Origin of the sequence: Micromonospora sp. NPDC051227 (assembly GCF_044455385.1) — a bacterium.
GTDB lineage: Bacteria > Actinomycetota > Actinomycetes > Mycobacteriales > Micromonosporaceae > Micromonospora.
Map to the genome: position 1 here is coordinate 110,716 of NZ_JBITET010000010.1, position 22,890 is coordinate 133,605.

The 22,890-nt window shown below is 73.3% G+C and carries 25 protein-coding genes; 14 read left to right on the forward strand and 11 right to left on the reverse strand.

The genetic code is table 11. From position 1 onward, the window contains the following. The first annotated feature begins 20 nt into the window (after positions 1 to 20). The 5 genes from ACIA47_RS23390 to ACIA47_RS23410 all read left to right on the forward strand — a co-directional run bounded on the left by ACIA47_RS23390 (position 21) and on the right by ACIA47_RS23410 (position 2,885). Entirely contained in the window at positions 21 to 683 is a 663-nt protein-coding gene (locus tag ACIA47_RS23390) for a uridine kinase (RefSeq protein WP_396710650.1), read from the forward strand. A 164-nt stretch (positions 684 to 847) separates the two neighbouring features. Next, the gene (locus ACIA47_RS23395) at positions 848 to 1,246 is read left to right on the forward strand and encodes a TraR/DksA C4-type zinc finger protein (protein ID WP_091408390.1); all 399 of its coding nucleotides are present in this window, start codon (positions 848 to 850) and stop codon (positions 1,244 to 1,246) included. 48 nt (positions 1,247 to 1,294) lie between these two features. After that, a complete protein-coding gene (locus tag ACIA47_RS23400; RefSeq protein WP_396710652.1) occupies positions 1,295 to 2,167 on the forward strand; it encodes a DUF72 domain-containing protein in 873 nt (290 codons plus the stop codon). 111 nt (positions 2,168 to 2,278) lie between these two features. After that, a complete protein-coding gene (locus tag ACIA47_RS23405; protein WP_112587444.1) occupies positions 2,279 to 2,464 on the forward strand; it encodes a hypothetical protein in 186 nt (61 codons plus the stop codon). Next, positions 2,457 to 2,885 carry a DUF2267 domain-containing protein gene (locus tag ACIA47_RS23410; RefSeq protein WP_396710654.1) on the forward strand — a complete coding sequence of 143 codons (429 nt, stop codon included), beginning with the start codon at positions 2,457 to 2,459 and terminating at the stop codon, positions 2,883 to 2,885. The genes ACIA47_RS23405 and ACIA47_RS23410 overlap by 8 nt, the downstream gene beginning before the upstream one ends. A gap of 42 nt (positions 2,886 to 2,927) precedes the next feature. On the opposite strand, the gene ACIA47_RS23415 is transcribed toward ACIA47_RS23410, so the two are convergent. Further along, a complete protein-coding gene (locus ACIA47_RS23415) occupies positions 2,928 to 3,707 on the reverse strand; it encodes a DUF72 domain-containing protein (protein WP_396710656.1) in 780 nt (259 codons plus the stop codon). A 157-nt stretch (positions 3,708 to 3,864) separates the two neighbouring features. On the opposite strand from ACIA47_RS23415, the gene ACIA47_RS23420 reads away from it, so the two are divergent. After that, positions 3,865 to 4,170 carry a hypothetical protein gene (locus ACIA47_RS23420; protein WP_357258145.1) on the forward strand — a complete coding sequence of 102 codons (306 nt, stop codon included), beginning with the start codon at positions 3,865 to 3,867 and terminating at the stop codon, positions 4,168 to 4,170. Positions 4,171 to 4,179: 9 nt separating this feature from the next. Beyond that, positions 4,180 to 5,457 (forward strand): cupin domain-containing protein, encoded by a 1,278-nt coding sequence (locus ACIA47_RS23425; RefSeq protein ID WP_396710658.1) that lies wholly within the window; start codon positions 4,180 to 4,182, stop codon positions 5,455 to 5,457. A gap of 66 nt (positions 5,458 to 5,523) precedes the next feature. On the opposite strand, the gene ACIA47_RS23430 is transcribed toward ACIA47_RS23425, so the two are convergent. From ACIA47_RS23430 to ACIA47_RS23450, 5 genes are all read right to left on the reverse strand, one after another. After that, entirely contained in the window at positions 5,524 to 6,186 is a 663-nt protein-coding gene (locus tag ACIA47_RS23430) for a hypothetical protein (protein ID WP_396710660.1), read from the reverse strand. Beyond that, entirely contained in the window at positions 6,183 to 8,858 is a 2,676-nt protein-coding gene (locus ACIA47_RS23435; RefSeq protein WP_396710662.1) for an FtsK/SpoIIIE domain-containing protein, read from the reverse strand. The genes ACIA47_RS23430 and ACIA47_RS23435 overlap by 4 nt, the downstream gene beginning before the upstream one ends. After that, positions 8,851 to 9,978, reverse strand: a complete 1,128-nt coding sequence (locus ACIA47_RS23440) for a hypothetical protein (protein ID WP_396710664.1) — start codon at positions 9,976 to 9,978, stop codon at positions 8,851 to 8,853. Before ACIA47_RS23440 ends, ACIA47_RS23435 begins: the two co-directional genes overlap by 8 nt. Before the next feature lie 6 nt (positions 9,979 to 9,984). Continuing rightward, a complete protein-coding gene (locus ACIA47_RS23445) occupies positions 9,985 to 10,245 on the reverse strand; it encodes a hypothetical protein (protein ID WP_030332749.1) in 261 nt (86 codons plus the stop codon). A gap of 152 nt (positions 10,246 to 10,397) precedes the next feature. Continuing rightward, positions 10,398 to 10,790, reverse strand: coding sequence for a hypothetical protein (locus tag ACIA47_RS23450; protein WP_203123831.1), 393 nt, complete (start codon positions 10,788 to 10,790; stop codon positions 10,398 to 10,400). 140 nt (positions 10,791 to 10,930) lie between these two features. Between ACIA47_RS23450 and ACIA47_RS23455 the strand changes: the two genes are divergently transcribed. Next, positions 10,931 to 13,489: an ATP-dependent Clp protease ATP-binding subunit gene (locus ACIA47_RS23455; RefSeq protein ID WP_203123828.1), complete on the forward strand. Its 2,559-nt coding sequence runs from the start codon at positions 10,931 to 10,933 to the stop codon at positions 13,487 to 13,489. Positions 13,490 to 13,698: 209 nt separating this feature from the next. Next, complete coding sequence (locus ACIA47_RS23460; protein ID WP_396710809.1) at positions 13,699 to 14,049, forward strand: DUF3140 domain-containing protein; 351 nt, start codon at positions 13,699 to 13,701, stop codon at positions 14,047 to 14,049. 53 nt (positions 14,050 to 14,102) lie between these two features. Here the strand turns inward: ACIA47_RS23460 and ACIA47_RS23465 are convergent, their stop codons facing one another. The 3 genes from ACIA47_RS23465 to ACIA47_RS23475 all read right to left on the reverse strand — a co-directional run bounded on the left by ACIA47_RS23465 (position 14,103) and on the right by ACIA47_RS23475 (position 16,080). Further along, positions 14,103 to 14,348 carry a hypothetical protein gene (locus ACIA47_RS23465; RefSeq protein ID WP_053655798.1) on the reverse strand — a complete coding sequence of 82 codons (246 nt, stop codon included), beginning with the start codon at positions 14,346 to 14,348 and terminating at the stop codon, positions 14,103 to 14,105. A 60-nt stretch (positions 14,349 to 14,408) separates the two neighbouring features. After that, entirely contained in the window at positions 14,409 to 15,389 is a 981-nt protein-coding gene (locus ACIA47_RS23470; protein WP_396710667.1) for a LysR family transcriptional regulator, read from the reverse strand. A gap of 85 nt (positions 15,390 to 15,474) precedes the next feature. After that, complete coding sequence (locus ACIA47_RS23475) at positions 15,475 to 16,080, reverse strand: hemerythrin domain-containing protein (RefSeq protein WP_396710669.1); 606 nt, start codon at positions 16,078 to 16,080, stop codon at positions 15,475 to 15,477. Positions 16,081 to 16,228: 148 nt separating this feature from the next. Between ACIA47_RS23475 and ACIA47_RS23480 the strand changes: the two genes are divergently transcribed. Both ACIA47_RS23480 and ACIA47_RS23485 read left to right on the forward strand, forming a co-directional pair. Further along, a complete protein-coding gene (locus tag ACIA47_RS23480; protein ID WP_203123824.1) occupies positions 16,229 to 17,557 on the forward strand; it encodes a M20/M25/M40 family metallo-hydrolase in 1,329 nt (442 codons plus the stop codon). Positions 17,558 to 17,615: 58 nt separating this feature from the next. Continuing rightward, positions 17,616 to 18,278, forward strand: a complete 663-nt coding sequence (locus ACIA47_RS23485) for a hypothetical protein (RefSeq protein WP_091408864.1) — start codon at positions 17,616 to 17,618, stop codon at positions 18,276 to 18,278. Positions 18,279 to 18,329: 51 nt separating this feature from the next. On the opposite strand, the gene ACIA47_RS23490 is transcribed toward ACIA47_RS23485, so the two are convergent. Then, positions 18,330 to 18,521, reverse strand: coding sequence for a DUF5703 family protein (locus ACIA47_RS23490; protein ID WP_013734349.1), 192 nt, complete (start codon positions 18,519 to 18,521; stop codon positions 18,330 to 18,332). Between the two features lie 248 nt (positions 18,522 to 18,769). On the opposite strand from ACIA47_RS23490, the gene ACIA47_RS23495 reads away from it, so the two are divergent. After that, positions 18,770 to 19,675 (forward strand): hypothetical protein, encoded by a 906-nt coding sequence (locus ACIA47_RS23495; protein WP_396710672.1) that lies wholly within the window; start codon positions 18,770 to 18,772, stop codon positions 19,673 to 19,675. A 61-nt stretch (positions 19,676 to 19,736) separates the two neighbouring features. Here the strand turns inward: ACIA47_RS23495 and ACIA47_RS23500 are convergent, their stop codons facing one another. Further along, complete coding sequence (locus ACIA47_RS23500) at positions 19,737 to 20,708, reverse strand: aldo/keto reductase (RefSeq protein ID WP_112587412.1); 972 nt, start codon at positions 20,706 to 20,708, stop codon at positions 19,737 to 19,739. Between the two features lie 186 nt (positions 20,709 to 20,894). On the opposite strand from ACIA47_RS23500, the gene ACIA47_RS23505 reads away from it, so the two are divergent. Next, entirely contained in the window at positions 20,895 to 21,947 is a 1,053-nt protein-coding gene (locus tag ACIA47_RS23505) for an LLM class F420-dependent oxidoreductase (protein WP_030332780.1), read from the forward strand. Beyond that, a complete protein-coding gene (locus ACIA47_RS23510; RefSeq protein ID WP_203123820.1) occupies positions 21,944 to 22,780 on the forward strand; it encodes an undecaprenyl-diphosphate phosphatase in 837 nt (278 codons plus the stop codon). The genes ACIA47_RS23505 and ACIA47_RS23510 overlap by 4 nt, the downstream gene beginning before the upstream one ends. Positions 22,781 to 22,890 lie beyond the last annotated feature (110 nt).

Here is a 22,890-nt window from a genome sequence, read left to right on the forward strand (position 1 = left end):
ACGCGGGGCAGGATGGTCCGGTGCGCATCCGCCCCATCTCGCCCGACCTGCTCGTCACCGAGCTGACCGGCCGGCTGGCCGACGCGGCGACCCGCGCCGCGAGCGCCGCCGCCGGGCCCGCCCGCCTGCGGGTGGCCGTGGACGGCGCCCCCGCGGCCGGCGCCGACGAACTGGCCGCGGCGCTGGTCGACCCGCTGCGCGCCCAGGGCCACCCGGTGCTGCACGTCCGTGCCACCGATTTCCTGCGCCCCGCGTCGCTGCGCTTCGAGTTGGGGCGCACCAACCCGGACTCCTTCTACGAGGCCTGGGTCGACGAGGCCGGGCTGCGCCGGGAGGTGCTCGACCCGGCCGCTCCGGGCGGCAGCGGCCGGCTGCTTCCGTCGCTCTGGGACGCCGACGCCGACCGGGCCAGCCGTGCCCGCTACGTCGACCTGGCACCCGGCGGCGTCGTCCTGGTCAGCGGCTCGCTGCTGCTCGGCGGCGGTCTGCCCTTCGACGTGACCGTCCACCTGGAGTTGTCCCCGGCGGCGCTGCGCCGACGCACCGTACCGGCCCAGCAGTGGGCGCTGCCGGCCTTCGACCGGTACGCCGAGGAAATCGTCCCGGCGAGCTTCGCCGACGTCGTGGTACGCGCCGACGACCCCCGCCGACCGGCGCTCGTGGAGACCGGCGGCAACGACTGACAACAACCGAGAATTCGTCGGTTTGCGCGCCTGATCGGGCGGGTACTCGCCCGGCTCACAGAGCGCGGGTGATCGCCCGCGCACCGAACGCGACCGTGACCGGGGCCCCGCGCCGCCGGCACCCGGTTCACCTTGAGCCACAGGCCCAGGAAAGGCAGGCAGCGATGCTCGTCCACGACACGGTCGGTACGACCCGGTCCCAGACGGAGATCGATCAGATCCGACAGTCGCTCCAGGCGCGCTACGACGAGCTGACCGCGGAGTACGACCAGGCGGTGCTCCAGAGCCAGGTGCTGCGGCTGGTGGAGGTCGGCGACACCGCCGGCGACGACCAGGCCGACAGCGGCACCAAGACCGCCGAGCGGGACACCGCCCAGTCCCTGTTGCGCACCATCCTCGACCGCCGCGCCCAGTACGAGCACGCCCTCGGCCGGCTCGAGGAGGGCACCTACGGCTGGTGCGAGGGCTGCTCGGCGGCGATCCCGGTGGAGCGGCTGGAGATCTTCCCGTCCGCCACCACGTGTGTGACGTGCAAGCAGACTCGCGAGCGGCGGGCGGCCTGAGCCACGCCAGCGGTTGCCGGTCGGTCCGCGACGCGATGGACTTCCACGATGGGTGACATCCTCGTGGGCACCGCGTCCTGGACCGACCGCACGCTGCTGGACTCGGGGTGGTATCCGCAGACCGCCGACACCCCGGAGAAGCGGCTGGCCTACTACGCCCGGCAGTTTCCGCTGGTCGAAGTGGACGCCACCTACTACTCGCCGCCCGCCGAGGCGACCGCGCGGCTGTGGGCCGAGCGCACGCCGGCCGGCTTCACCTTCAACATCAAGGCGTTCAGCCTGCTGACCGGGCACCCCACCCGGGTCAGCGCGCTCTACAAGGACCTGCGCCCGGAGACCGACAAGAAGAACGTCTACCCCGACGACCTGCCCGCGCAGTCGTACGAGGAGGTGTGGACGCGGTTTCTGTCCGCGCTGGACCCGCTGGTCGAGGCCGGCAAGCTGGGCGCGCTGCTGTTCCAGTTCCCACCCTGGTTCACCATCAAGCGGGCCAACAAGCAGTACCTGCTGGAGGTGGCGAAGCGCTGCGCGCCGCTGCGCCCGGTGTACGAGTTCCGGCACGCCTCCTGGTTCGACGGCGACAACGCCGACGAGACCCTCGCCTTCCTGCGCGAGCACAAACTGCCGTACGTCTGCGTGGACATGCCGCAGGGCCACCGCTCGTCGCTGCCTCCGGTGCTGGCCGCCACCGCGGACCTCGCGGTCATGCGCTTCCACGGGCACAGCGACAAGTGGACCAGCAAGGACATTCACGAGAAGTTCGGCTACCACTACTCCAAGCGGGAGTTGGCCGACTGGGCGCCGAAGCTGCGCGAGCTGGCCGACGAGGCCGGGCAGACCCACGTGCTCATGAACAACTGTTACCGGGATTACGCGCAGACCAACGCGAAGACCCTCGCGGGTCTCCTCGACGCCGACTGACCTCACCCGATCAGGGCGGGGACGCCTCACCCCACTGGCGGGCAGGGTGGACGCGGTGGGTACGGCCGCCCGTGGACGGCCGACGCCGGAGACGACACGGAGGTGACGGGGATGACGGTTCGACTGGTGACGGATCGACGGCGTGGTGCCGTCCTGCACGTGGTCGGCACGGCCGACAACGCCCGGCGCGCCCCGCAGGGCAGCCCGGTGCGGGCCCGCCGTGGCCCGGTGGGGCCGCCGCGCCGCGCCGACGACCGACGGTGGGACACCACGGAACGGGGGTCGACCGATGGCTGACTCGATGATCTCAGCGTTCGAGTCCTCGCTGGACAAGACGAACCTCATTCTCAAGGACATCGAGAACGCCTACGGCTGGCCGAAGGACCGGCGCAACCAGTCGTACGCGGCCCTGCGCACGGTGCTGCACCTGCTGCGCGACCGGCTGCCGGTGAACGAGAGCGTGGAGTTCGCCCAGCAGTTGCCGGTGCTGGTCCGGGGCATCTACTTCGACGGCTGGGTGCCGTCCGATGTGCCGATCAAGCTCAACCGTGACGACTTCCTCTACGAGGTGCGGCAGGGCTTCCCGTACGACGCGGAGGGTGGCGCGGAGCGGGTGACGCAGGTGGTGCTGGACACGCTGCGCCGCCACGTCACCCAGGGTGAGTGGCAGGACGTGAAGGACACCATGCCCAAGGACCTCGCCACGATGATGCCGTGACGGCCTGACACCGCGAGCCCGCCCGACCACTGTCGGGCGGGCTCAGTCGTCGGCACCGGCCGCCTCGGCGGCGGTCGGCACCCGGGACACCGGGTGCCCGGCCGTTCGGGCCAGCGCGGCGAACGCCACGGCGTCCACGATCGCGGCGCCGCCCGGATCGTTGTTGAAATAGACGTACGCCGGCTCGTCCGCGCCGAAGGTGTCGGTCAGCCGGCGCACCCAGGACCGCAGCGCGGCCCGACCGTAGCGGGGCCACGGCCGCGCCCGACCCTCGTGCAGCCGCAGGTAGCCGAAGTCGGTGGTGCGCCAACGGGGGGCGACCGGGCGTCCCAGTCGGTCCGCCCAGACCAGCGCTGCCCGACGCCGCTCCAGCACCGCCCTGGTGGCGTCGGTCCACCAGGAGGGGTGCCGGGGCTCGACCGCCACCCGCACCTGCGCCGGGAACAGTCGCAGCGTCGCGTCCAGCGCCTCGACGTCCGCTCGCAGGTTCGGTGGCAGTTGCAGCAGCACCGGGCCGAGCCGGTCACCGAGCGCTGTGGCGCGGCCGAGGAAACGGGCCACCGGCTCCTCCGGGTCACGCAGTCGCTTGATGTGGGTGAGGTAGCGGCTCATCTTCACCGCCACGCAGAAATCCGCCGGCGTGCGCGCCCGCCAGGCGGCGAAGGTGTCCCGCTCGGGCAGCCGGTAGAAGGCGTTGTTGACCTCGACCGTGGCGAACCCGGCCGCGAAGTGCTCCAGCCAGAGCCGCTGCGGCAGCCCCTGCGGATAGAAGCGGCCGCGCCAGTCCCGGTACTGCCAGCCGGACGTGCCCACCAGGATCACCACCCCATCCTGGCACTCTCCGCCGCCGCTCGCGAACTGCCCGTGTCGCCCCGGTTCGGCGTCTACGGTGAGGGTTAGAGAAGATCGCGCGTGGGGTACCACCCGCAGCACGACGGACCCCGGCGTACGGCGGGGCGGCACACCCGAGGGAGTACCGATGGCACTCAACGATGACGACATGCAGACCACCGGCGGCGGCGGCGCGGAGGGTCCGGCCGACGGCGGCGCGACCCCCGGTCAGCACGACGGTGGCGCTGACGGTGGCGCGGAGGGTCCCGCCGACGGTGGTGCCACTCCCGGTCAGCACGACGGTGGCGCTGACGGTGGCGCGGAGGGTCCGGCCGATGGCGGTGCCACCCCGGGCCAGCACGACGGTGGCGCCGACGGCAGCGCGGAGGGTCCCGCCGATGGCGGTGCCACCCCGGGCCAGCAGGACGGTGGCGCTGACGGCAGCGCCCGGTAGCGGCTCGCCATGACCTACCTCGACCCGCCGGGCGGCCACCACGGCCGCCCGGCGGTTCCGTCCGCCGAGGCCACCGCGGCGCTGGCCCGCTGCGTCTCGGTCGAACCGGCCAAGTTCGCCGCCGCGCACTGGGGGCACACCCCGCTGCTGTCCCGCGCCGCCGAACTGCCCGACCCGGCCGGCTTCACCGACCTGCTCAGTCCCGCCGACGCCGACGAGTTGCTGAGCCGGCGCGGCCTGCGTACCCCGTTCCTGCGCATCGCCAAGGACGGCCAGTTGGTCGCGGCGTCGCGCTGGACCGGCGGCGGCGGCGCGGGCGCCGAGATCGGCGACCAGGTGCTCGACGAGCGGGTCCTGGAGCAGTACGCGTCCGGGGCCACCCTGGTGTTGCAGGGGCTGCACCGGATCTGGCCGCCGCTCGTCGATTTCGCCCGCGACCTGGGCCTCGCGCTCAACCAGCCGTTGCAGATCAACGCCTACCTGACCCCGGCCGGCAGCCAGGGCTTCGCCACCCACTACGACACCCACGACGTGTTCGTGCTCCAGGTCGACGGCCGCAAGCACTGGCGGATCCACCCGCCTGTGCTGCCTGACCCGTTGGAGAAGCAACCGTGGGGTGGGCGCGCCGACGAGGTCGGTGCCACCGCGCAGGGCCCGGCCGCGCTGGACGTGGTGCTCGCCCCCGGTGACGCCCTCTACCTGCCCCGGGGGTGGCTGCACAGCGCGCAGGCGCAGGACGCCAGCTCCCTGCACCTGACCGTGGGCATCCGCGCGCTCACCCGCTACGCTCTGGTCGAGGAATTGTTGGCGCTGTCCGCCGAGGACCAGCGGCTGCGGGCCAGCCTGCCGTTCGGCACCGACGTCGCCGACCCGGACGCCATCGAGCCGGAGCTGACCGAGACCGTGGAGGCGTTGCGGGACTGGCTGCTGCGCGCCGACCCGGGCGCGGTCGCCTCGCGACTGCGGCAGCGGGCCTGGCCGGCGGCCCGCCCGGCGCCGATCCGACCGCTCGCCCAGGCCGACGCGCTGGCCGCCCTGGACGCCGACTCCCGCGTCACCCTGCGTCCCGGCCTGCGCTGGCAGTTGGTGCCGCATAAGCCGGACACGGTGGCGCTGCGGCTCTTCGACCGCATCATCACCCTTCCGGTGAGCTGCGAGCCGGCCGCCCGCGCGCTGCTCACCGGCACGATCACCCGGGTTGGTGACCTGCCCGGCCTGCCCGACGACGCCGACCGGGTCACCCTGGCCCGCCGCCTCCTCCGCGAGGCAGTGCTCGTCCCGGCCTGAGACCGCCAGGGCACGGCGGGAGGGCCAACCGGGCGGTGTGCGCCGGCGGGACCGCCGCGCGCGGGGTCAGGGGCCGAGGATCAGCAGCAGCACGGTGGTCAACAGGCCGGCGCCGAGGACCACAGTGATCGGTCGGGGGCCGAGCACCGCGTGCCGGCGGTCGGCCAGCACCCGGGCCGGCACCAGGCCGACCAACGGCCCGAGCAGCGTCACCACCAACGCCAGCACCGGTAGCCCGACCGCCAGGTCCCCGCCGTACCCGACGCCGAGCGCCCGGGCGCCGGCGCCCAGGGCGTACGCCAGCACACCGCCGGCCACCCCGCAGAGCGCCAGCAGCGGGTTGACCGAGCCCGGCAGCTCGCCCGGCTGACCGGCCCGGTCGAGCAGGTCACGGGCCTTGGCGAGCAGCAACACCGGGTCGGTGGCCCCGACGCCGTTCGCCGGGGCGGGTGGGGCGCCGAGACGGCGGGCACCGAGGCGTGAGCGGACCTGCTGCCACAGGTGGGCCACCTCGGCGTCGACCCGTTCCTGCTGCTCACGGGCGGCGACCAGCTCCTCCTCGGCGCTCTGGAGCTGGTCGGCCGCCTCGGCGACGGCCCGCTCGGCGGCAACGCACTGCCGCTCGTGCCAGGTGTGCGCCTCGGCGCGCTGCTCGCGCACCCGCGCGGTGAGGTCGGCCAGCCGCCGCAGCTGCGCCGCGTACGTTCCGCTGGTCACCGGTTCGTTCATCGTGTCGGCCCATACGGGATGATCACCTGTCCGGTGCGGTGCACCGCCCGGTCGAAGAAGAGCCCCCGCCAGGGGCGGGGATACCAGTCCGGGCCGCCGGTGCCCGGGTAGAGCGACGAGCCCAGCTCGCCGCCGTGCGCGTCCAGGGCCACCCAGGCGCCGATCTGGTCGGTACGGGCGGCCGGCCCACCGAGATCGGCGCGCATCCGGGCCACACCCCGCCACCAGGCCAGCACGTGCGTGCGTCGTTCCGGCCCGTCGTGCATGATCCGGCGCAGCTGCTCCAGGCCGGTACGCCGACCCGCGCGAGCGGCCAGCGCACCCGCTGCCGCGTCGACAGCGAACAGCAACAGGTAGTGCGGGCTTCCCGGGCCACTGAGCCCGTCGGCCGTCTCGGCCATCAGCTCACCGACGGTCTCCTCGTCGTACCAGGCGGCGTCGTCGGCCAGGTCGTCGTAGAGGGCGCGGGCGATCGGGTCGGCGTCCGGGTCGAGGCAGGCGATGGAGAACCGGGCGGTGCCCGGCGGGTGCTGACGGGCCAGCGACCGGGCCGCCGCGTCCAGCACCGCGCAGGCCTCGTCGACGCGGGTGCCGAGCACCGCGAGGTTGCGGCCCGGGGCACGCGGCAGCCGCAGCGACGCCGAGCGGGACTGCACGTCGATGATCTCGCCGAGCAGGGCCACCGGGTTGCGGGGCACGGTCCCGTCCGGGGGGACGGCGAGCGCCCGGAAGTCCGGGGCGTCCGCCAGCCGGGGGATCGCGTCGCCGTCGAAGAGCCGGGCGGGCGCCGCGTCGGGGGCGCGCATCCGCCACAGCCGGTGCTGCAACCCGCTCCAGGTCTCCCAGTCGCTGGCCGACGGGATGCGGGCCACCTCGTTGCCCTCCACCATGCCCGACTCGGCGTTGACCACGGCGTGCCAGCGCGGCAGCGACTGCGCCGCGTCGTTGCGTTCGGCGAGGATGCGCAGCGCCTTGGGCAGCGCGATGCGCAGGGTGAACTGGGCGACCAGCGCGGGGCGGCCCCAGAGCGCCTCGATGCCCCGCACGTCCTGCGAGGCGAGGACCAGGTGGATGCCCTGGGAGCGGCCGCGCCGGGCCAGGTCCTCCAGCAGGTCGGCCGCCTCCCGGGCGACCACGTCCCGGCCGGCCAGCAACATCTGGAACTCGTCCACCACCGCGACGATCCGGGGCCAGTGCCCGGTCGGGTCGACCGCCCGCAGCTCGGCCAGCTTGGTCACCTCGTGCTTCTTGGCCGCGTCGGCGCGTCGTCGCAACTCCTCGGCGAGGAAGCGCAGCAGCGCCAGCCCGAACTCCCGGTCGGTGTTGACGTTGATGCCCACCAGGCGCATGTGCGGCAGCCAGCTCGGATCACGCCGGCCCTGCGCGAACCGCGCGAAGGAGACCCCCTCCTTGAAGTCCAGCAGGTAGAACTCCAGCTCGGCGGGGGAGTAGCGGGCCGCCAGGGCGCCGATCCACGCGAAGATCAGGTTGGTCTTGCCGGTGCCGGACGGCCCGCCGATCAGCGCGTGCGGTGGATAGTCGCCCAGTGTCAACCGCACCGGACGACCGTGCGGGCCCTCACCGATCGGCGCGGTCAGCCCGTCGGCGGAGTCCTCCCGCCACATCAGCTCCGGCGGGGGCAGCAGGTCGGTGAAGGGGGTCGGCGGCGGGCCCGCGTTCACCCGGGCGGCGACGTCCCGGCAGGTCTCGGTGACCAGCGTCGCCGGTGGCGGTGGATCGAGTCGGACCGGCAGCCCGGCCGAACCGCCGATCCGGGCACCGGACACCCCGGCCACCACCCGGGTGACCGTCGGATCCTCCGGCAACGGCACACCGTGCACCACCAGGTGTACGCCGCAGGCCGCGCCGGCACGCACCACCCGGTCGAGTTGTCCGCGCTCGTGCCGGTTCAGCTCCTCACCGCCGAGCAGCACCGCCACCCGCCACGGTTCGGGTCGTCGGCCGGTCGCCGCCGCCAGTTCGCGTAGCGACGCGTACTCGCCGGCGAGGACCGTCTCGTTGATCCGGCGGATCTGTTCCACCAGGTCGTCCAGCAGTGGGCCCAGCCCGCCCGGGCCGACGAAGGTGAGCAGCCCGGCCGTGCCCAACGGGGCGAACCCGGCCAGGCCGCCGCCGAGCTGGTCCGGGTCGTACCCGATCAGTCGTACCGCCCCGGGGTCGGCGCGGCCGACGGCCCGCAGCAGCAACGCGGACACCACCGCGTCGCAGCCGGCGCGGTCGTCCCCGGAGAGGTGGACGTGCCCGGCGTCGAGCAGCGGCACCAGCGCGGGCACCGGGTCGACGCCGTCGATCCGGACCGTGCCGACGCGCAGCGCGCCGGGCGGCTCGGCCCGGCGGGCGGGGGTCCGCGTCCACCCGGCCCAGTCGGCCCCCGCGCAGCCGGGCGCCTCCTGCCGGGCCGCGTCGGCGGCCCGCCGGGCCAGCTCCGCGATCCGGGTGGAGTAGCGGGCGTCGATCTCGGCGATGCGGCGGTCCCGTTGGGCGCCCACCCGCTCCGGTACGGCGGCCGCCGCCCGCTGGACCCGGGCCAGTCGTTCCCGCCCGGCGCTCAGGTCGGCCTGGGCGGCGGACAGCCGGGTACGGGTGGCGCCCAACGCCTCGGCGAGGGTGTCCCGGACCCGGCTGGCCAGCTGACCGCGCCGGTCAGCCATCGGAGCCCCGGCGCGTCGGCGCGTCCCGCCAGGGGCTGCCGGAGCGTGGGGGCAACCCACCGGGGCGCGGCGGCGGCCCGTCCGAGCGTGGCGGCAGGCCACCGGAGCGCTGCGTGGTGGTGCCCGGCCGCTGCACCGCACCGCCCGCGCGGGGAGTCGCGCCCGGCCGCCCGGTCCCGCCCGGTTGCTGCGCGCCCGCCGGCTGCCCGGCCCGCGCCGGCTTCTGCGCGTCGCCTCGCTGCCCCGCGCCCGCCGGTTCTCCGGCAACCGCCGGTTCTCTCGCGCCGGTCGGCAGGTCCCGGCCCAGGCGGGCGAGCAGCAGCCCGGTCGCCACCCCGGCGGTGACCGCCGAGTCGGCGGCGTGTGGTGGTTCCCCGGAGGCGCGCGGCGGCGGCATCCGGCACACCCGGGTCAGCAGCGTCTCCAGCACCGGCGGCGGCAGCCCGGGCAGCAGGTCGCGGACGCGTCCGTCCAACTCGCCGCGCAGCCGCCCGAGGTCGGTGGCGCGCGGCGGGTGCCCGAGCAGCTCACCGGCCAGTTCGCGCAGCAGCGGCGGCGCCAGCGCCGCCATGCCCAGCCCCACGTCGGCCGGGGCTCGGCGCAGCTCCTTGCGGAGCCGGTCCCGGTCGCCGGAGCGGACACCACCCACCACTCGGCGCAGCAACTCCTGGGTGTCGTCCACCCGCTCGTCGGGTTCGTCGTCGGTGCCCTCGCGTCCGCCGGTCAGCTCGGCCACCCGCACCGACCACCAGCGGCGCATCCGCACCTGCTCGGCCGGCTCCGGCGCGACCGTGGCGGGCGCGGACGCCGGTGGCGTGTCGTGTCGGGGAGCGCGTTGCTCAGGGCGGGGTGCCGGGGCGCCGTCCGCGCCGAGCCCGATCGCCGTCAGGTAGGCCGACAGCTGTTCCTGGGCCACCCGCAGCGCGTAGCCGGCGCTCTCGGCGTGTTCGGTGGCGGCGGACAGCTCGGGCACCCCCATCGGGTTGGCCGACTCCTGTCGTACCCAGCGCAGCCGCTCCGCGGCCAGGCCGAACTTCTCCAGCGCCTGCCCGAGCAGGGCCACCGGGAACTCCTCGGTGGCGGCACGGACCTGCCCGCCGACATCCTCGATGATGGACATGGCGGCCTACAGGGTGGAGACGTAGAGCTGCGCCTGCTCCACCGCGACAAGTGTCGCGGCGAGACACTCCTCCAGCTCCTGGCTGGCCTGGGTCAGCGACGCCTGGGCCGCCTCCACCGTCTCGTGCCCGCTGCCCTCCAGCGCCCCGGCCAGGGTCTGCTGTGCCTCGGAGAGCTTCTCGCCGGCCGCCTGCACGGCTGTCTGCCCGTCTCCGATCTGTTGGAGGGCGACATCGATGGCAGCCTTCAGCTCGGCGACGCTCGCCACGGCGGAACCTCCTGGGGGCGGGGAGATCTCCATTAGAGCCTATCGGCGGTCCCGAAAGAACATCCGCCCTGTCGGTGTTCCTGCCCGCCTGTCCGGAAGGCCCTCGGAAGTGCCGGGAGTCCGATCTGTGGGAGTCCCAGTGCGAGAATTTCTCAGTTGCTGGTTGGTTCTTCGCGGAGCCAGCGCGGGCCGTACACCTCGGCGCCCAGCGCCGTCACCCGCCCGCGCAACTCCCGGTCGGCGGTGACCACCAGCCGCCGACGGAGCGGCGCGCCCTCCACCAGCTCGACCACCGTGTCGTCGCCGGAGCCGGCGGCGGAAACCACCCGCACACCCTCGGTGCCCGGCACGTCCCGCGCGGCCCCCTCGACCACCAGGACCACCTCCACCGGGGCGGTCAGCCGGGCCGGCAACCCGACGCTCGCCACCGGGGCGAGCGAGTCACGCAACCGGGCGGCGGCCCCGGCCCGGTCACGCCACCACCCGTTCGGGCGCGAGCCCACCACGTTGGCGCCATCCACGATCAGCAGCGGGGTCTCATCCATCCCGCCAGCCTGCCGCCATCGGCCAGCCCCGGCCCGACGCCACTCCCGGAATGCCGGTCCTCCGCCACCTGCGGCGTTTGTCGGGGCGCGCGCCGGGTAGCCCCTGCCGACCGTGCCGAGCCCTACTGCGGAGGACAGACATGATGGGACCCGGTGACATCGGCTCCGACCCGTGGGACGAATTCCTGGCCAGGTACTTCGGCCGGGGCGAGGGAGGGCGCCGACCGCCGCACCGGGTCGACATCACCCGACTGATGACGGCCGACGCCCGGGAGATGCTGGCCGACGCGGCCCGGCGGGCCGCGCAACGGCAGAGCAGCGACCTGGACACCGACCACCTGCTCTGGGCGGCGCTGCAACGCGAACCGCTGCGTGACCTGGTACGCCGGGCCGGGGCTGACCCGGACACCCTGCTCAACGCCCTCGGCGGGAAGGGCGACGGCGCGCCGCGCGGGGAGGTGCCGCCCAACCTGTCGTTGACCCCCGCCGCCAAGCGGGCGCTGCTCGACGCCCACCAGCTGTCCCGGGCGATGGGCGCCAACTACATCGGCCCCGAGCACATCCTGATGGCGCTGCCGCTCAACCCGGAGTCGCCGGCCGGGCGGATGCTGGCCGCCGGCCGGATCCAACCCGAGTCATTGCAGGCCGCCAACGCCGAGCGCGGGCCGATGACCGGCCCGAAGCCGGACCGCGGCACCCCCACCCTGGACCAGTACGGGCAGGACCTCACCGACCTGGCCCGCAACGACCAGATCGACCCGGTGGTCGGGCGGGCCGACGAGATCGAGCAGGCCGTGGAGATCCTGTCCCGGCGGACCAAGAACAACCCGGTGCTGATCGGCGAGGCCGGTGTCGGCAAGACCGCCATCGTCGAGGGGCTGGCCGAACGGATCTGCGACGGCGACGTACCGCAGACCCTGCTCGGCAAGCGGGTCGTCCAGCTCGACCTGGCTGGTCTGGTCGCCGGCACCCGCTACCGGGGCGACTTCGAGGAACGGCTGAAGAAGGTGATCGACGAGATCCGGGCGCACCGGGACGAGCTGATCATCTTCATGGACGAGATCCACACCCTGGTCGGGGCCGGTGGCGCCGGCAGCGAGGGCGGAATGGACGCGTCGAACATGCTCAAGCCCGCCCTCGCCCGCGGCGAGCTGCGGGTGATCGGCGCGACGACGCTGGACGAGTACCGCAAGAGCATCGAGAAGGACGCCGCGCTGGCCCGGCGCTTCCAGCCGGTGCTGGTGCCCGAGCCGAGCGTCGACGACACCATCGCCATCCTGCGCGGGCTGCGCGACCGGTACGAGGCCCACCACCAGGTGCGCTTCACCGACGAGGCGCTGGTCGCCGCCGCCGAGCTGTCCGACCGGTACGTCACCGACCGGTTCCTGCCGGACAAGGCGATTGACCTCATCGACCAGGCCGGCGCCCGGGTGCGGCTGCGCACCCGCACCCCCGCGTCCGACGTGCGGGAGCTGGAGCAGCAACTCGACGAGGTACGCCGGGACAAGGAACAGGCCGTCACCGACGAGCAGTACGAGCGGGCCTCCGCGCTGCGCGACCGGATCGCCGAGTTGGAGGAGGACATCCGACGGGCGAACGGCGAGGACGGTTCGTCCGGCTCCCAGGTGCCCGAGGTGGGCCCGCAGGAGATCGCCGAGGTGGTCTCCCGGGCCACCGGCATCCCGGTCAGCCAGCTCACCGAGGAGGAACGCGACCGGCTGCTGCGCCTGGAGGGCCACCTGCACCAGAAGGTGGTCGGTCAGGACGACGCGGTCACCGCTGTCGCGGAGGCGGTGCGCCGCTCCCGGGCCGGGCTGGCCGACCCGGAGCGGCCGATGGGCAGCTTCCTGTTCCTCGGCCCGACCGGCGTCGGCAAGACCGAGTTGGCGCGGGCCCTGGCCGAGGCGTTGTTCGGCGAGGCGGACCGGATGGTCCGGGTGGACATGAGCGAGTTCCAGGAGCGGCACACGGTCAGCCGGCTGGTCGGCGCGCCGCCCGGATACGTCGGCTACGAGGAGGCCGGTCAGCTCACCGAGGCGGTGCGGCGCCGCCCGTACGCGGTGGTGCTGCTCGACGAGATCGAGAAGGCCCACCCGGACGTGTTCAACATCCTGCTCCAGGTGCTCGACGACGGGCGGCTCACCGACAGTCAGGGTCGCACTGTGAACTTCAAGAACACCGTCCTGATCATGACGAGCAACCTCGGCTCCGAGCTGATCACCGGCGCTCAGCGCTCGGTCGGCTTCGGCACCGGGGACGTGGGCAGCGAGCAGGAGAGCAACGAGCTGCGGGAGCGGCTCATGCGCCGCCTGCAGGAGAACTTCCGCCCGGAGTTCCTCAACCGCATCGACGAGGTCATCATCTTCCGCCGGCTGGAGGCCGAGCAGCTGCGCGACATCACCGCGCTGCTGCTGGAGGAGACCCGCCGCCGGATGCACGCCCAGGACCTCCAGGTGGAGTTCACCACCGCCGGCATCGACTGGCTCGCCGAGCACGGCTACCAGCCGGAATTCGGTGCTCGCCCGCTGCGCCGGGTGATCCAGCGGGAGGTGGACAACCACCTGTCCCGGATGCTGCTGGAGTCGGCGATCTCGCCGGGGCAGAAGGTCACTGTGGACGTCCGCGACGGCGCACTCACCTTCGACGTGACCGCGGGCGAGCGGGGGTACACCGCCGCCACGACCACACACCCGCGATGAGCGGGCCGGCGCGGAAGGACGAACACGAGGACCCGCACCAGCCCGCGGAGTCCGCGAAACCCCGGGACGAGGACGACCATCCCGACCCGATCCTGGCGCCGCCCACCGCGAACCCCCGTCGGACGCGGGTGCCCGCGGAGGGCCTGCATCCGAAGACCGACCAGGACGACCCGGAGACGTCCGGGCCGCCGCCTGCGAGAGGAGACCTGATGGTACGCGAAGCGCGGCTCGACCCCGAGGTGGAAGTGCTCTGGGAGGACTTCCACGCCGAGGTCAACGTCCCGTCGGAGCAGCTGCGAACCTGGCTGCTGACCCGGGGTTCGGGAGAGGACTCGTTCAGCCCGAACCCGAACCTCGACCTGCCCCAGCCCGGCCGGGAGATCCTCAAGGTGCTCAACAAGCGCAAGGTGGACCTCACCCCGGAGGACATCGAGGTGATGCGGGAGGCGGTCGAGCGGATCCGCGAGCTGATGGACGCCAAGCCGTCGCGCGGCAACGCCGACGACAGCTGGCGGCACTCCCTGCTGGACCTGGGCCACGACCCGCTCGTCGAACGCTGAGCGACCGCACGACGGTGCCGTCCCGGGTAGGGACGGCACCGCTCGTCGTCCTGCTACTGGCCCTTGTCGGATTCCAGGCTTGCGATGGTCAGGCCCGCCGCGTCCGCAGCGGCGTCCCGGTCACCGCGGGTCTGGTCCTCCCGGGTGAGCAGGTTGGCGTACTCGGTCACGTCGGCCGGATCGGGCACCGCCGGTAGGCGGCGCAGGAAAGCCTCCACCTCGCGGGTGGCGGCGGTGTGCGCGGCAGCCGCCTGGCGCAGCAGTTCGCGGTCGTCGGCGGGCGGGTAGAGGTCGGTCATGTCCGCCAGATACCCGGCCCACGGCGGTTCGCACCGGCAGCGGCCGGGAATACCGGCCGCTCAGCCCGGCCGTACCCCGGTGGGACGCCGGACGCCGAACCCCGGGTTGCGGGGCAGCCAGGCCAGGTACGCCGGGTGCGGCGCCAACGAGTCGACGTAGGCCGCCTTGGCCGTCTCCAGCACCAGCGCCGCACCCTGGGCGGCGTGGGAGTCCGGATGCCAGCCGAGCAGCAGCCGCCAGCGCAGCGGCGTCCCGGCGAGTTGACGGGTGACCAGACCGCTCACCGGGCGGAACGTCGCCTGGCACAGGGCCACCGCAACGCCTGCCTCCACCAGGTCGACGCAGCCGCGGATGTCGGTCTCGTACACCTTGCGGGGGGTGAAGCCGGCGCGGGCGCAGGCGGCGGCGAAGCAGTCGGCGAAGCAGCCGTCACCCGGTGCGGCGACCCACTGCTCGTGGCGCAGGTCGGCGAGGCGGACCTCGTCCTGCGCCGCGAGGGGATGGGTCTCCGGCAGCAGCACCAGCACCGGGTCGACGGCCACCTCCTGCCAGCTCAACCCGAACCCGGCCGACGGGCTGGCGTCACCGCACACGCCGGCCAGCGCGAAGTCCAGCCGACCGCCGGCCACCAACTGCGCCAACTCGTCCACGGACCAGGACGCGTACGTGGTGATCTGGGCGGGTGGCTGCTCGGCCGCCAACCGGTGCACCAGTCGACCCAGGATCGGGCTGTTCACCCCACCGAACCGGTAGCACGGTGGCGTGTCGCCCGCCCCGGCCAGTCGGGCGGCCTCGTCCTGCAGCCCCTTCATCGCCGGCAGCAGCACCCGCGCGCGGGCCAGCACCAGCTCACCGAGCGCGGTGGGCCGGGCCCCGCGCCGGTCGCGGTCGAACAGCGGGCCGCCCAGCGTCCGTTCGATGCGTTGGAGCTGGGCGGTGAGCGCCGGCTGGGCCAGGCCGAGCGCCGAGGCCGCCTTCGTCACACTTCCCGTCTCCGCGATCGCGCAGACCACCCGCAGGTGACGCAGCTCCAGGTTCATAGGGTGACGGTAGGACTACGTGTCTGCTGGCGGAATAGCCCGAGCGGATCGGTGATAATGAATGCATTGCCGGCGGTCCCGTCGGTCACCTGTCGCGCGGTGGCTCTGGCAGGTCCGCCAGGTACGTCGGCCGGCGGGTCACCGCGTCGAGGACCTTGTCCACCACCCCGACCGCCGGCTCCACGATCCGGTTCCACGGAGGGGTGGCCGGCGTGCCCGGGTGCGGTCGGGTCGGCGCGGCCTCCTCGGCGATCTCCAACCGGTTACCGAGCCGGATCAGCTCCTCCTGGGTTGCCACCGCGCGCAGCTCGGTGACCAGCGCGCCCACCCCGTCGACATGCCGGCGGACCCGCTCGGCGATCTCGGTCAGCGCCTCGTCCGTCAGCCCTTTCAGGGCGCTCAGCAGGGCCGCGTCGGCGTTGATCTCCGCGTCCACCCGCTCGGTGGCCGCCGGCAGCGCCGCGCGGACCGCCGGCAGCAGGTACTGCTCCTCGGCGGACAGGTGCCGCGACAGCGCGGCGGTGAGCACCGCCAATCCCTCCTGCGGGCTGGTGTCCGGGCCGGAAAGCTGGTCCAGCAGCGCCAGTAGTTGCCGGTGCTCCCGGTCGACGATGTCGGCGATGCTGATACCGGCGGGCCGGTAGCCCTCCTCGGGTACGGGCGGCAGCGGCGGCAGGGGAACGGCGGACATGGTGCCCTCCTCGACTGGCGGGCGGAAGCTCCGGCAGGGACGTACGGTCGTGGGCGGCGGTACCCGAACGCGGCCAACGCGAAACCGAGCCGTCGATGCGTCCACCCGCGCCGGCCTGTCGAGCGGCCCGGGCTGGTATGAAGAGGCGATGACGAGCGATGCCGCCTCCGCCCTGCCCGACCCCACCGCAGAGGTCGTGGACCTCTGCCGCGACCTGCTGCGCATCGACACCACCAACACCGGTGACAACGACACCAGCGTCGGCGAGCGCCGCGCAGCCGAGTACGTGGCGGAGAAGCTCGCCGAGGTGGGCGTGGAGTCCGTCCTGCACGAGTCCGCGCCGGGCCGGGCGAACGTGGTGGCCCGCATCCCGGGCACCGACCCGAGCCGGGGCGCGCTGCTCGTGCACGGCCACCTGGACGTGGTGCCCGCCGACGCCGACGAGTGGTCGGTGGGTCCGTTCTCCGGCGAGCTGCGCGACGGCTACCTCTGGGGCCGGGGCGCCATCGACATGAAGGACTTCGACGCGATGGTGCTCGCCGTGGTGCGGCACTGGCAGCGCACCGGCGTACGACCCCCGCGCGACATCGTGCTCGCGTACACCGCCGACGAGGAGGCGGGCAGCGACTACGGCGCGCGTTTCCTGGTGGACAACCACCGGGGCCTCTTCGACGGCTGCACCGAGGCGATCGGTGAGGTCGGCGGCTTCTCCTACTCGGTCAACGACAGCCAGCGGCTCTACCTCATCGAGACCGCCGAGAAGGGCATCGACTGGCTGCGGCTGCACGCCAAGGGTCGCCCCGGGCACGGCTCGATGATGCACGACGACAACGCCGTCACCGCGCTCGCCGAGGCGGTCGCCCGGATCGGCCGGCACCGCTTCCCGGTGGTGGTCACCGACACCGTGCGGGCCTTCCTGACCGAGGTCTCCGACCTGCTCGGCATCGAGTTGGACCCGGACGACCCGGAGACGGCCATCGCGAAGCTCGGCCCCATCGCCAACATCATCGGCGCGACCATCCGCAACACCGCCAACCCGACCCGGTTGAGCGCCGGCTACAAGGACAACGTCATCCCCGGCCGGGCCACCGCCACCATCGACTGCCGCAGCCTGCCCGGGCAGTCCGAGCTGCTGGAGCGGCAGCTGCGCGAGCTGGTCGGCCCGGACATCGCGATCGAGTACGTCCAGCGGCAGCCGGCGCTGGAGACCACCTTCGACGGTGACCTGGTCGAGGCCATGTCGGCGGCCCTGCGCGCGGAGGACCCGGGGGCGCGGCCCGTCCCCTACATGCTCTCCGGCGGCACCGACGCCAAGGCGTTCTCGCAGCTCGGCGTCCGCTGCTTCGGGTTCGCCCCGCTGCGGCTGCCCGCCGACCTGAACTTCTCGGCGTTGTTCCACGGCATCGACGAGCGGGTTCCGGTGGACGGACTACAGTTCGGCGTGCGGGTTCTCGACCGGTTCCTCCGCACCTGCTAGTCGTGTCCGGCGGTGGCCGCCGGCGCGCAATCTCCCCATCGTGAAGGGACTGCCCCACATGACCGACCAGCATGGTGAGCTGGACGCCGCTCTCGAGCGGGTGATCGAAGCGGCCCGCCACCACCTGGCCGCCGTACGCGCCGCGCAGGGCCGCGTCGACGACGACGACGTCTGGCAGGCGTACGTGGCGTTGAACAACGCCTCCTTCGCGTACGACGAGCGACTGCTCGACGCCTTCGGCGAGGTGACGCCGTGGGATGTCGACTCGATCGACCCGGACGAGGCCGACGAGCGTTTCGGCGGCGGCGAGGGTGCCGAGGCCAGCGACCCGCACCCCCGGGTGATCTCGGTGCGTCAGCGTCGTGACTACCGGGTGCCGAGCGTCGCCGCGCTGCTGCGGGTGGCAGAGGCGGCCCGCCGCGAGGGCACCCCGGAGGACGACGAGCCGGCGCCGGTGGAGGGCGTCGGCGAGGCGGTGCTGGAGCTGCTGCAGAGCGGTGACGGCTCGCTCGGCGCGTTGGACGTCCCCGAGCTGGAGCCGCTAGACGGGGTGGTCATGGTCAGCGAGGTGGGCACCCCGGTCGATCTGGAGTCGTTCGACGACGACGACGCGGTCGGCCCGTTCCAGCCGGCTGCCGACGACCGGCTGGTCGGTCGGCTCGACGAGCACCCGTTCCTGGAGCTCGACGACGACCACGACCACGCCGGGCACCAGCACTAGGCCGGGTGCCGCCCGGGGCCGACTCCGGCCTCGGGCGGCACCGCCCGGTGGTCAGTACGACAGACCCGGCTGCGGCTGGTTGACCCGCCGACGCCGCAGCACCACCTGTCGCGTGCCGTCCCGGTACAGCCGCACCCGGGCCAACTCCCATCCGGAGAACTCCGCCTGGATCGCCAACTGCGCCGCGGCGGTCAACCGGTCGACGTTCGGCGGCAGCCGCAGTGGCGCGTACTCGTAGTCCATGCCCTCCATGCTGCCCAGCCCAGCGGCCGTTCGCCACCCCCTCCGGAGTGACCAACGACGCGGCCATGGGCGGTTCGTGCCACCCCGTGCCCATCACGCCGATCTTGCGGTCTCGGTCGCCGACATGCCCTCGGTGCCCCTTATGCGAGTGCAGTAAGTGCAAGATCGCTGAACCGACCAGCCTCGGCCGGTCGTCTTCGGGCAGCCGCCGGCGGGTCAGCCGGCGGGCCGCTAGAGAGGAACGCGTGATGTCAGGGGAGCGAGGCCGGCTCGGTCGGTTCACCGACGCGGTGCTCGGCGGCGCGCGGACCGCCCGGGACAAGGCCCGTGAGCTGCGCGACGAGTTCCGCACCAGCGACGAACCCGAGCGTGCCCTCGTCGCGCCACTGCTGCCCGGGCAGGAGCTTCGCTATGTGGGGCTCGGCCCGGTCCGCGCCCCGCAGACCCACAAGGCCGGTCGGCAGCTCGCCGATGTGATGGCCGACGAGTTTGTCGACTCGCTCGACCCGAAGGTGCTGTTCGGGTTACTCAACATCGTCAACCCGGTGGTCTGGGTGGACGCGGTGCTGACGCCGGTCCGGCTGGCCGCGGGCGTGCTGCTGCTGCCCGGCAAGGCCGGTGCCATCGCCGCCGGTGTGCCGGAGGCGGCCGAACCGGAGCCGGCCCCACCACACCAGCGGGTGCAGCGGGATCCCATCCCGCTCACCGAGGAGCAGGAGGCGTTCCGCGCCCTGTTCCGGCTCAGCCTGTACCGCCCGCTGGCCGAGCAGCTCGCCGAGATCGCCTACCGTCGCCGGTTCGTCTTCAGCGGCGACCTCGCCACCCTCGCCGGCAGCCTGCTGCTCTTCCTGGAGCGTTACAGCGGCACCCCGCTGGCGGTGACCGACACCCACCTGCACCTGCTGCGGATGGGCCCCCGTCCGGACGCCGACCGTCCCGACCGACGGCAACCGCGGGTGCTGTGGAGTGTGCGCCGCGACCGGGTGGCCCGGGTCGACTCGGAGCGCGGCGCGACCGGGCTCGTCCAGCTGACGTCCACGATCGTCTTCGACGACGGCTCGTGGATCCGGCTCACTCAGCCCGCGCTCCGCGACGACCAGTCGCGCTTCCTGACCGCGATCCACGACCTCCCCGGGCAGCGCCCTCAACCGTGACCCGGCCTGCGGGGCCAGCCGTGACTCGGCGCGCTGGGTCAGCCGTGACCTGGCCTGCTGGTCAGCCGTCGCGTTCGGGGTAGCCGACCGGCACAGCGGAGACGTCGTCCAGTGCGGTGGTGATCTCCTCGGGCAGGGTGATCCGTTCCACGGCGAGCGCGCCGAGCAGTTGCCCCACCGTGCGGGCGCCGAGGATCGGCGCGGTCACGCCGGGCCGGTCCCGGATCCACGCCAACGCCACCTCCAACGGCGACACCCCCAGCCCACCGGCCGCGGTCGCCACCGCCTCCACGATGCTGGAGCAGCGCGGCTCCAGGTACGTCGAGACGAACCGTTCGAAGTGCGGCGACGCGGCCCGGGAGTCGGCCGGGCGGCCGTGCCGGTACTTGCCGGTGAGCACGCCCCGGCCCAGCGGCGACCAGGGCAGCACGCCGAGGCCGAGCGCGTCGCACGCGGGCAGCACCTCCCGCTCGACGCCCCGCTCCAGCAGCGAATACTCCACCTGGGACGCGACCACCGGCGCCCGCCCCGGCCAGGCGGTCTGCCAGGCGGCGGCCCGCGCGGTCTGCCAGCCGGAGAAGTTCGACACCCCGACGTAGCGGACCTTGCCGCTGGCCACCGCGTGGTCCAGGGCGGCCAAGGTCTCCTCCAGCGGGGTGTCCGGGTCGTACCCGTGCACCTGGAACAGGTCGACGTGGTCGGTGCCGAGCCGGCGCAGCGACGCGTCCAACGTGCGCAGCAGGTGCCCCCGGGAGCCGTCCCGGCGGCGGCCACTGCCGGGGCGCAGCCCGGCCTTGGTGGCGATCAGCAGCTCCTCGCGGGGGACGAGAGAGCCCAGCAGCGAGCCGATCACCGACTCGGCGTCGCCGTCGCCGTACACGTCGGCGGTGTCGATCAGGTTGCCGCCCGCGTCGAGGTAACTCTTCAGCTGAGCGGCCGCATCGTCGGCGTCGGTGTCCCGGCCCCAGGTCATGGTGCCGAGCGCGAGCCGGGAAACCGCCAGCCCGCTTCGGCCGAGCGGTCGCTGTTGCATGGGTGAACCTTATTTCGAACCTGCCGCCACGGATATCCTCGCTCCCGTATCTCTGCCGGTTCTGCCGGTTCCGCCGCCCCGGGCTGCCCCGATGGAGGGGGGATCAACTGTGTCGAGCCGGTGATCGAGTCCGTTATCGGCATTGCGTAACCTGGGGCGACCTGTGCCACGGATGGGGGAGGACCAGTGCGACTCGGGCTCAGTCTCGGATACCAGACGGCGTGGAGCACACCGGCCGACCACCTGGCGCTGGCCCAGGAGGCGGACCGGCTGGGCTATTCGGTGGTGTGGGCGGCGGAGGCCTACGGCTCCGACTCGCCCAGCATGCTCGCCTGGATGGCCGGCCAGACCGAACGGATCGACGTCGGCGCCGCGGTGATGCAGATCCCCGCCCGTACGCCGGCGGCCACCGCCATGACCGCCGCCACTATCGACGCGCTCTCCGGCGGTCGGTTCCGGCTCGGCCTGGGTGTCTCCGGCCCGCAGGTGTCCGAGGGCTGGCACGGCGTGCGCTTCGCCAAGCCGCTGGCCCGGACCCGCGAGTTCGTCGACATCGTCAAGCTGGCCATCGCCCGCAAGGAGGTGGCGTACGACGGCGAGCACTACACGCTGCCGCTGCCGGACGGCCCGGGCAAGGCCCTGCGACTGGGCTTCCACCCACCCCGCGAGCACATACCGATCTACCTGGCCGCGGTCGGCCCGAAGAACCTGGAGCTGGCCGGCGAAATCGCCGACGGCTGGCTGGCCGTGTTCTACGCCCCGGAGTTCGCCGAGGAGCAGCTCGCCTCGGTGCGCGCCGGGCGGGCCAAGGTCGGCAAGGAGTTGGCCGGTTTCGACGTGGTGCCGTCGGTGCCCGTGGTGATCGGCGACGACGTGGCCTCCTGCGCCGAACTCGTCCGCTGGTACGCCGCGCTCTACGTGGGCGGCATGGGCAGCCGGCAGCAGAACTTCTACAACCAGCTCGCCACCCGGATGGGCTACGGCGACGCGGCCCGCGAGGTACAGGACCTGTACCTGGCCAAGCGGCAGCGCGACGCCGCCGCCGCCGTACCCATGGAGTTCATCGACCGCACCTCGCTGCTCGGTCCGAAGGAGCGCATCGCCGAGCGGATGCGGGAGTACGCCGCAGCCGGCGTCACCACGCTGTCGGTGACCCTCTTCGTGGCCGACCGGGACAGCGGTGTGCAGACCCTGCGTACCGTCGCCGAGGCTCTCGACCTCTCGGGAGTCGGCGAGTGACCTGGGTCGAGGCCATCGTCCTGGGCATCGTTCAGGGACTGACCGAGTTCCTTCCGGTCAGCTCGTCGGGGCATCTGCGGATCACCTCGGCGATCTTCTTCGACCGGGACGCCGGCGCGTCGTTCACAGCGGTCACCCAGCTCGGCACCGAAGCGGCAGTGCTGATCTACTTCGCGAAGGACATCTGGCGTATCACCAGGACCTGGCTGGTGGGCATCCGGGACACGTCGGTCCGCTCCAGCCTCGACTACCGGATGGGCTGGTACGTGATCGTCGGCTCGATCCCGATCGGGCTGTTCGGTTTCGTGTTCAAGGACCAGATCAAGACCGCCGGGCGCAACCTGTGGGTGGTGGCGACCACGCTGATCGTGTTCGCCTTCGTGTTGGCGTTCGCCGAGTACTGGGGGCGGCAGACCCGCACCCTGGAGAACTTCCGGATGAAGGACGGCATCGTGATGGGCTTCGCCCAGGCGATGGCGCTGGTCCCCGGGGTGTCCCGCTCCGGCGGCACGCTCACCGCAGGGCTGCTGCTCAACCTGACCCGGGAGGCGGCGGCACGGTACTCGTTCCTGCTGGCCATTCCGGCGGTGGTGATGTCCGGCGTGTTCAGCCTCGGGGACGTCTTCGAACCGTCCGCCCCGGGCACGTCAGTGCCCACGGTGGCCCAGACGATCGTGGCCACCCTCATCGCGTTCGGCATCGGCTACGCGGCCATCGCCTGGTTGTTGCGCTACGTGGCGCACCACACCCTGTACGTCTTCGTGCTGTACCGGGTGGCGCTGGGCACCCTGGTCCTGGCCCTGCTGCTGACCGGCGCTATCGACGCCACCTGACCGATCTGCCGACGGCCCCCAGCTCCGCCCGCAGGCGGAGCCGGGGGCCGCACTCGTCATCCCGCCGCCCGCGACGGCCCGGCGCGGGGCACAGGTCATAGGGTGGTCCC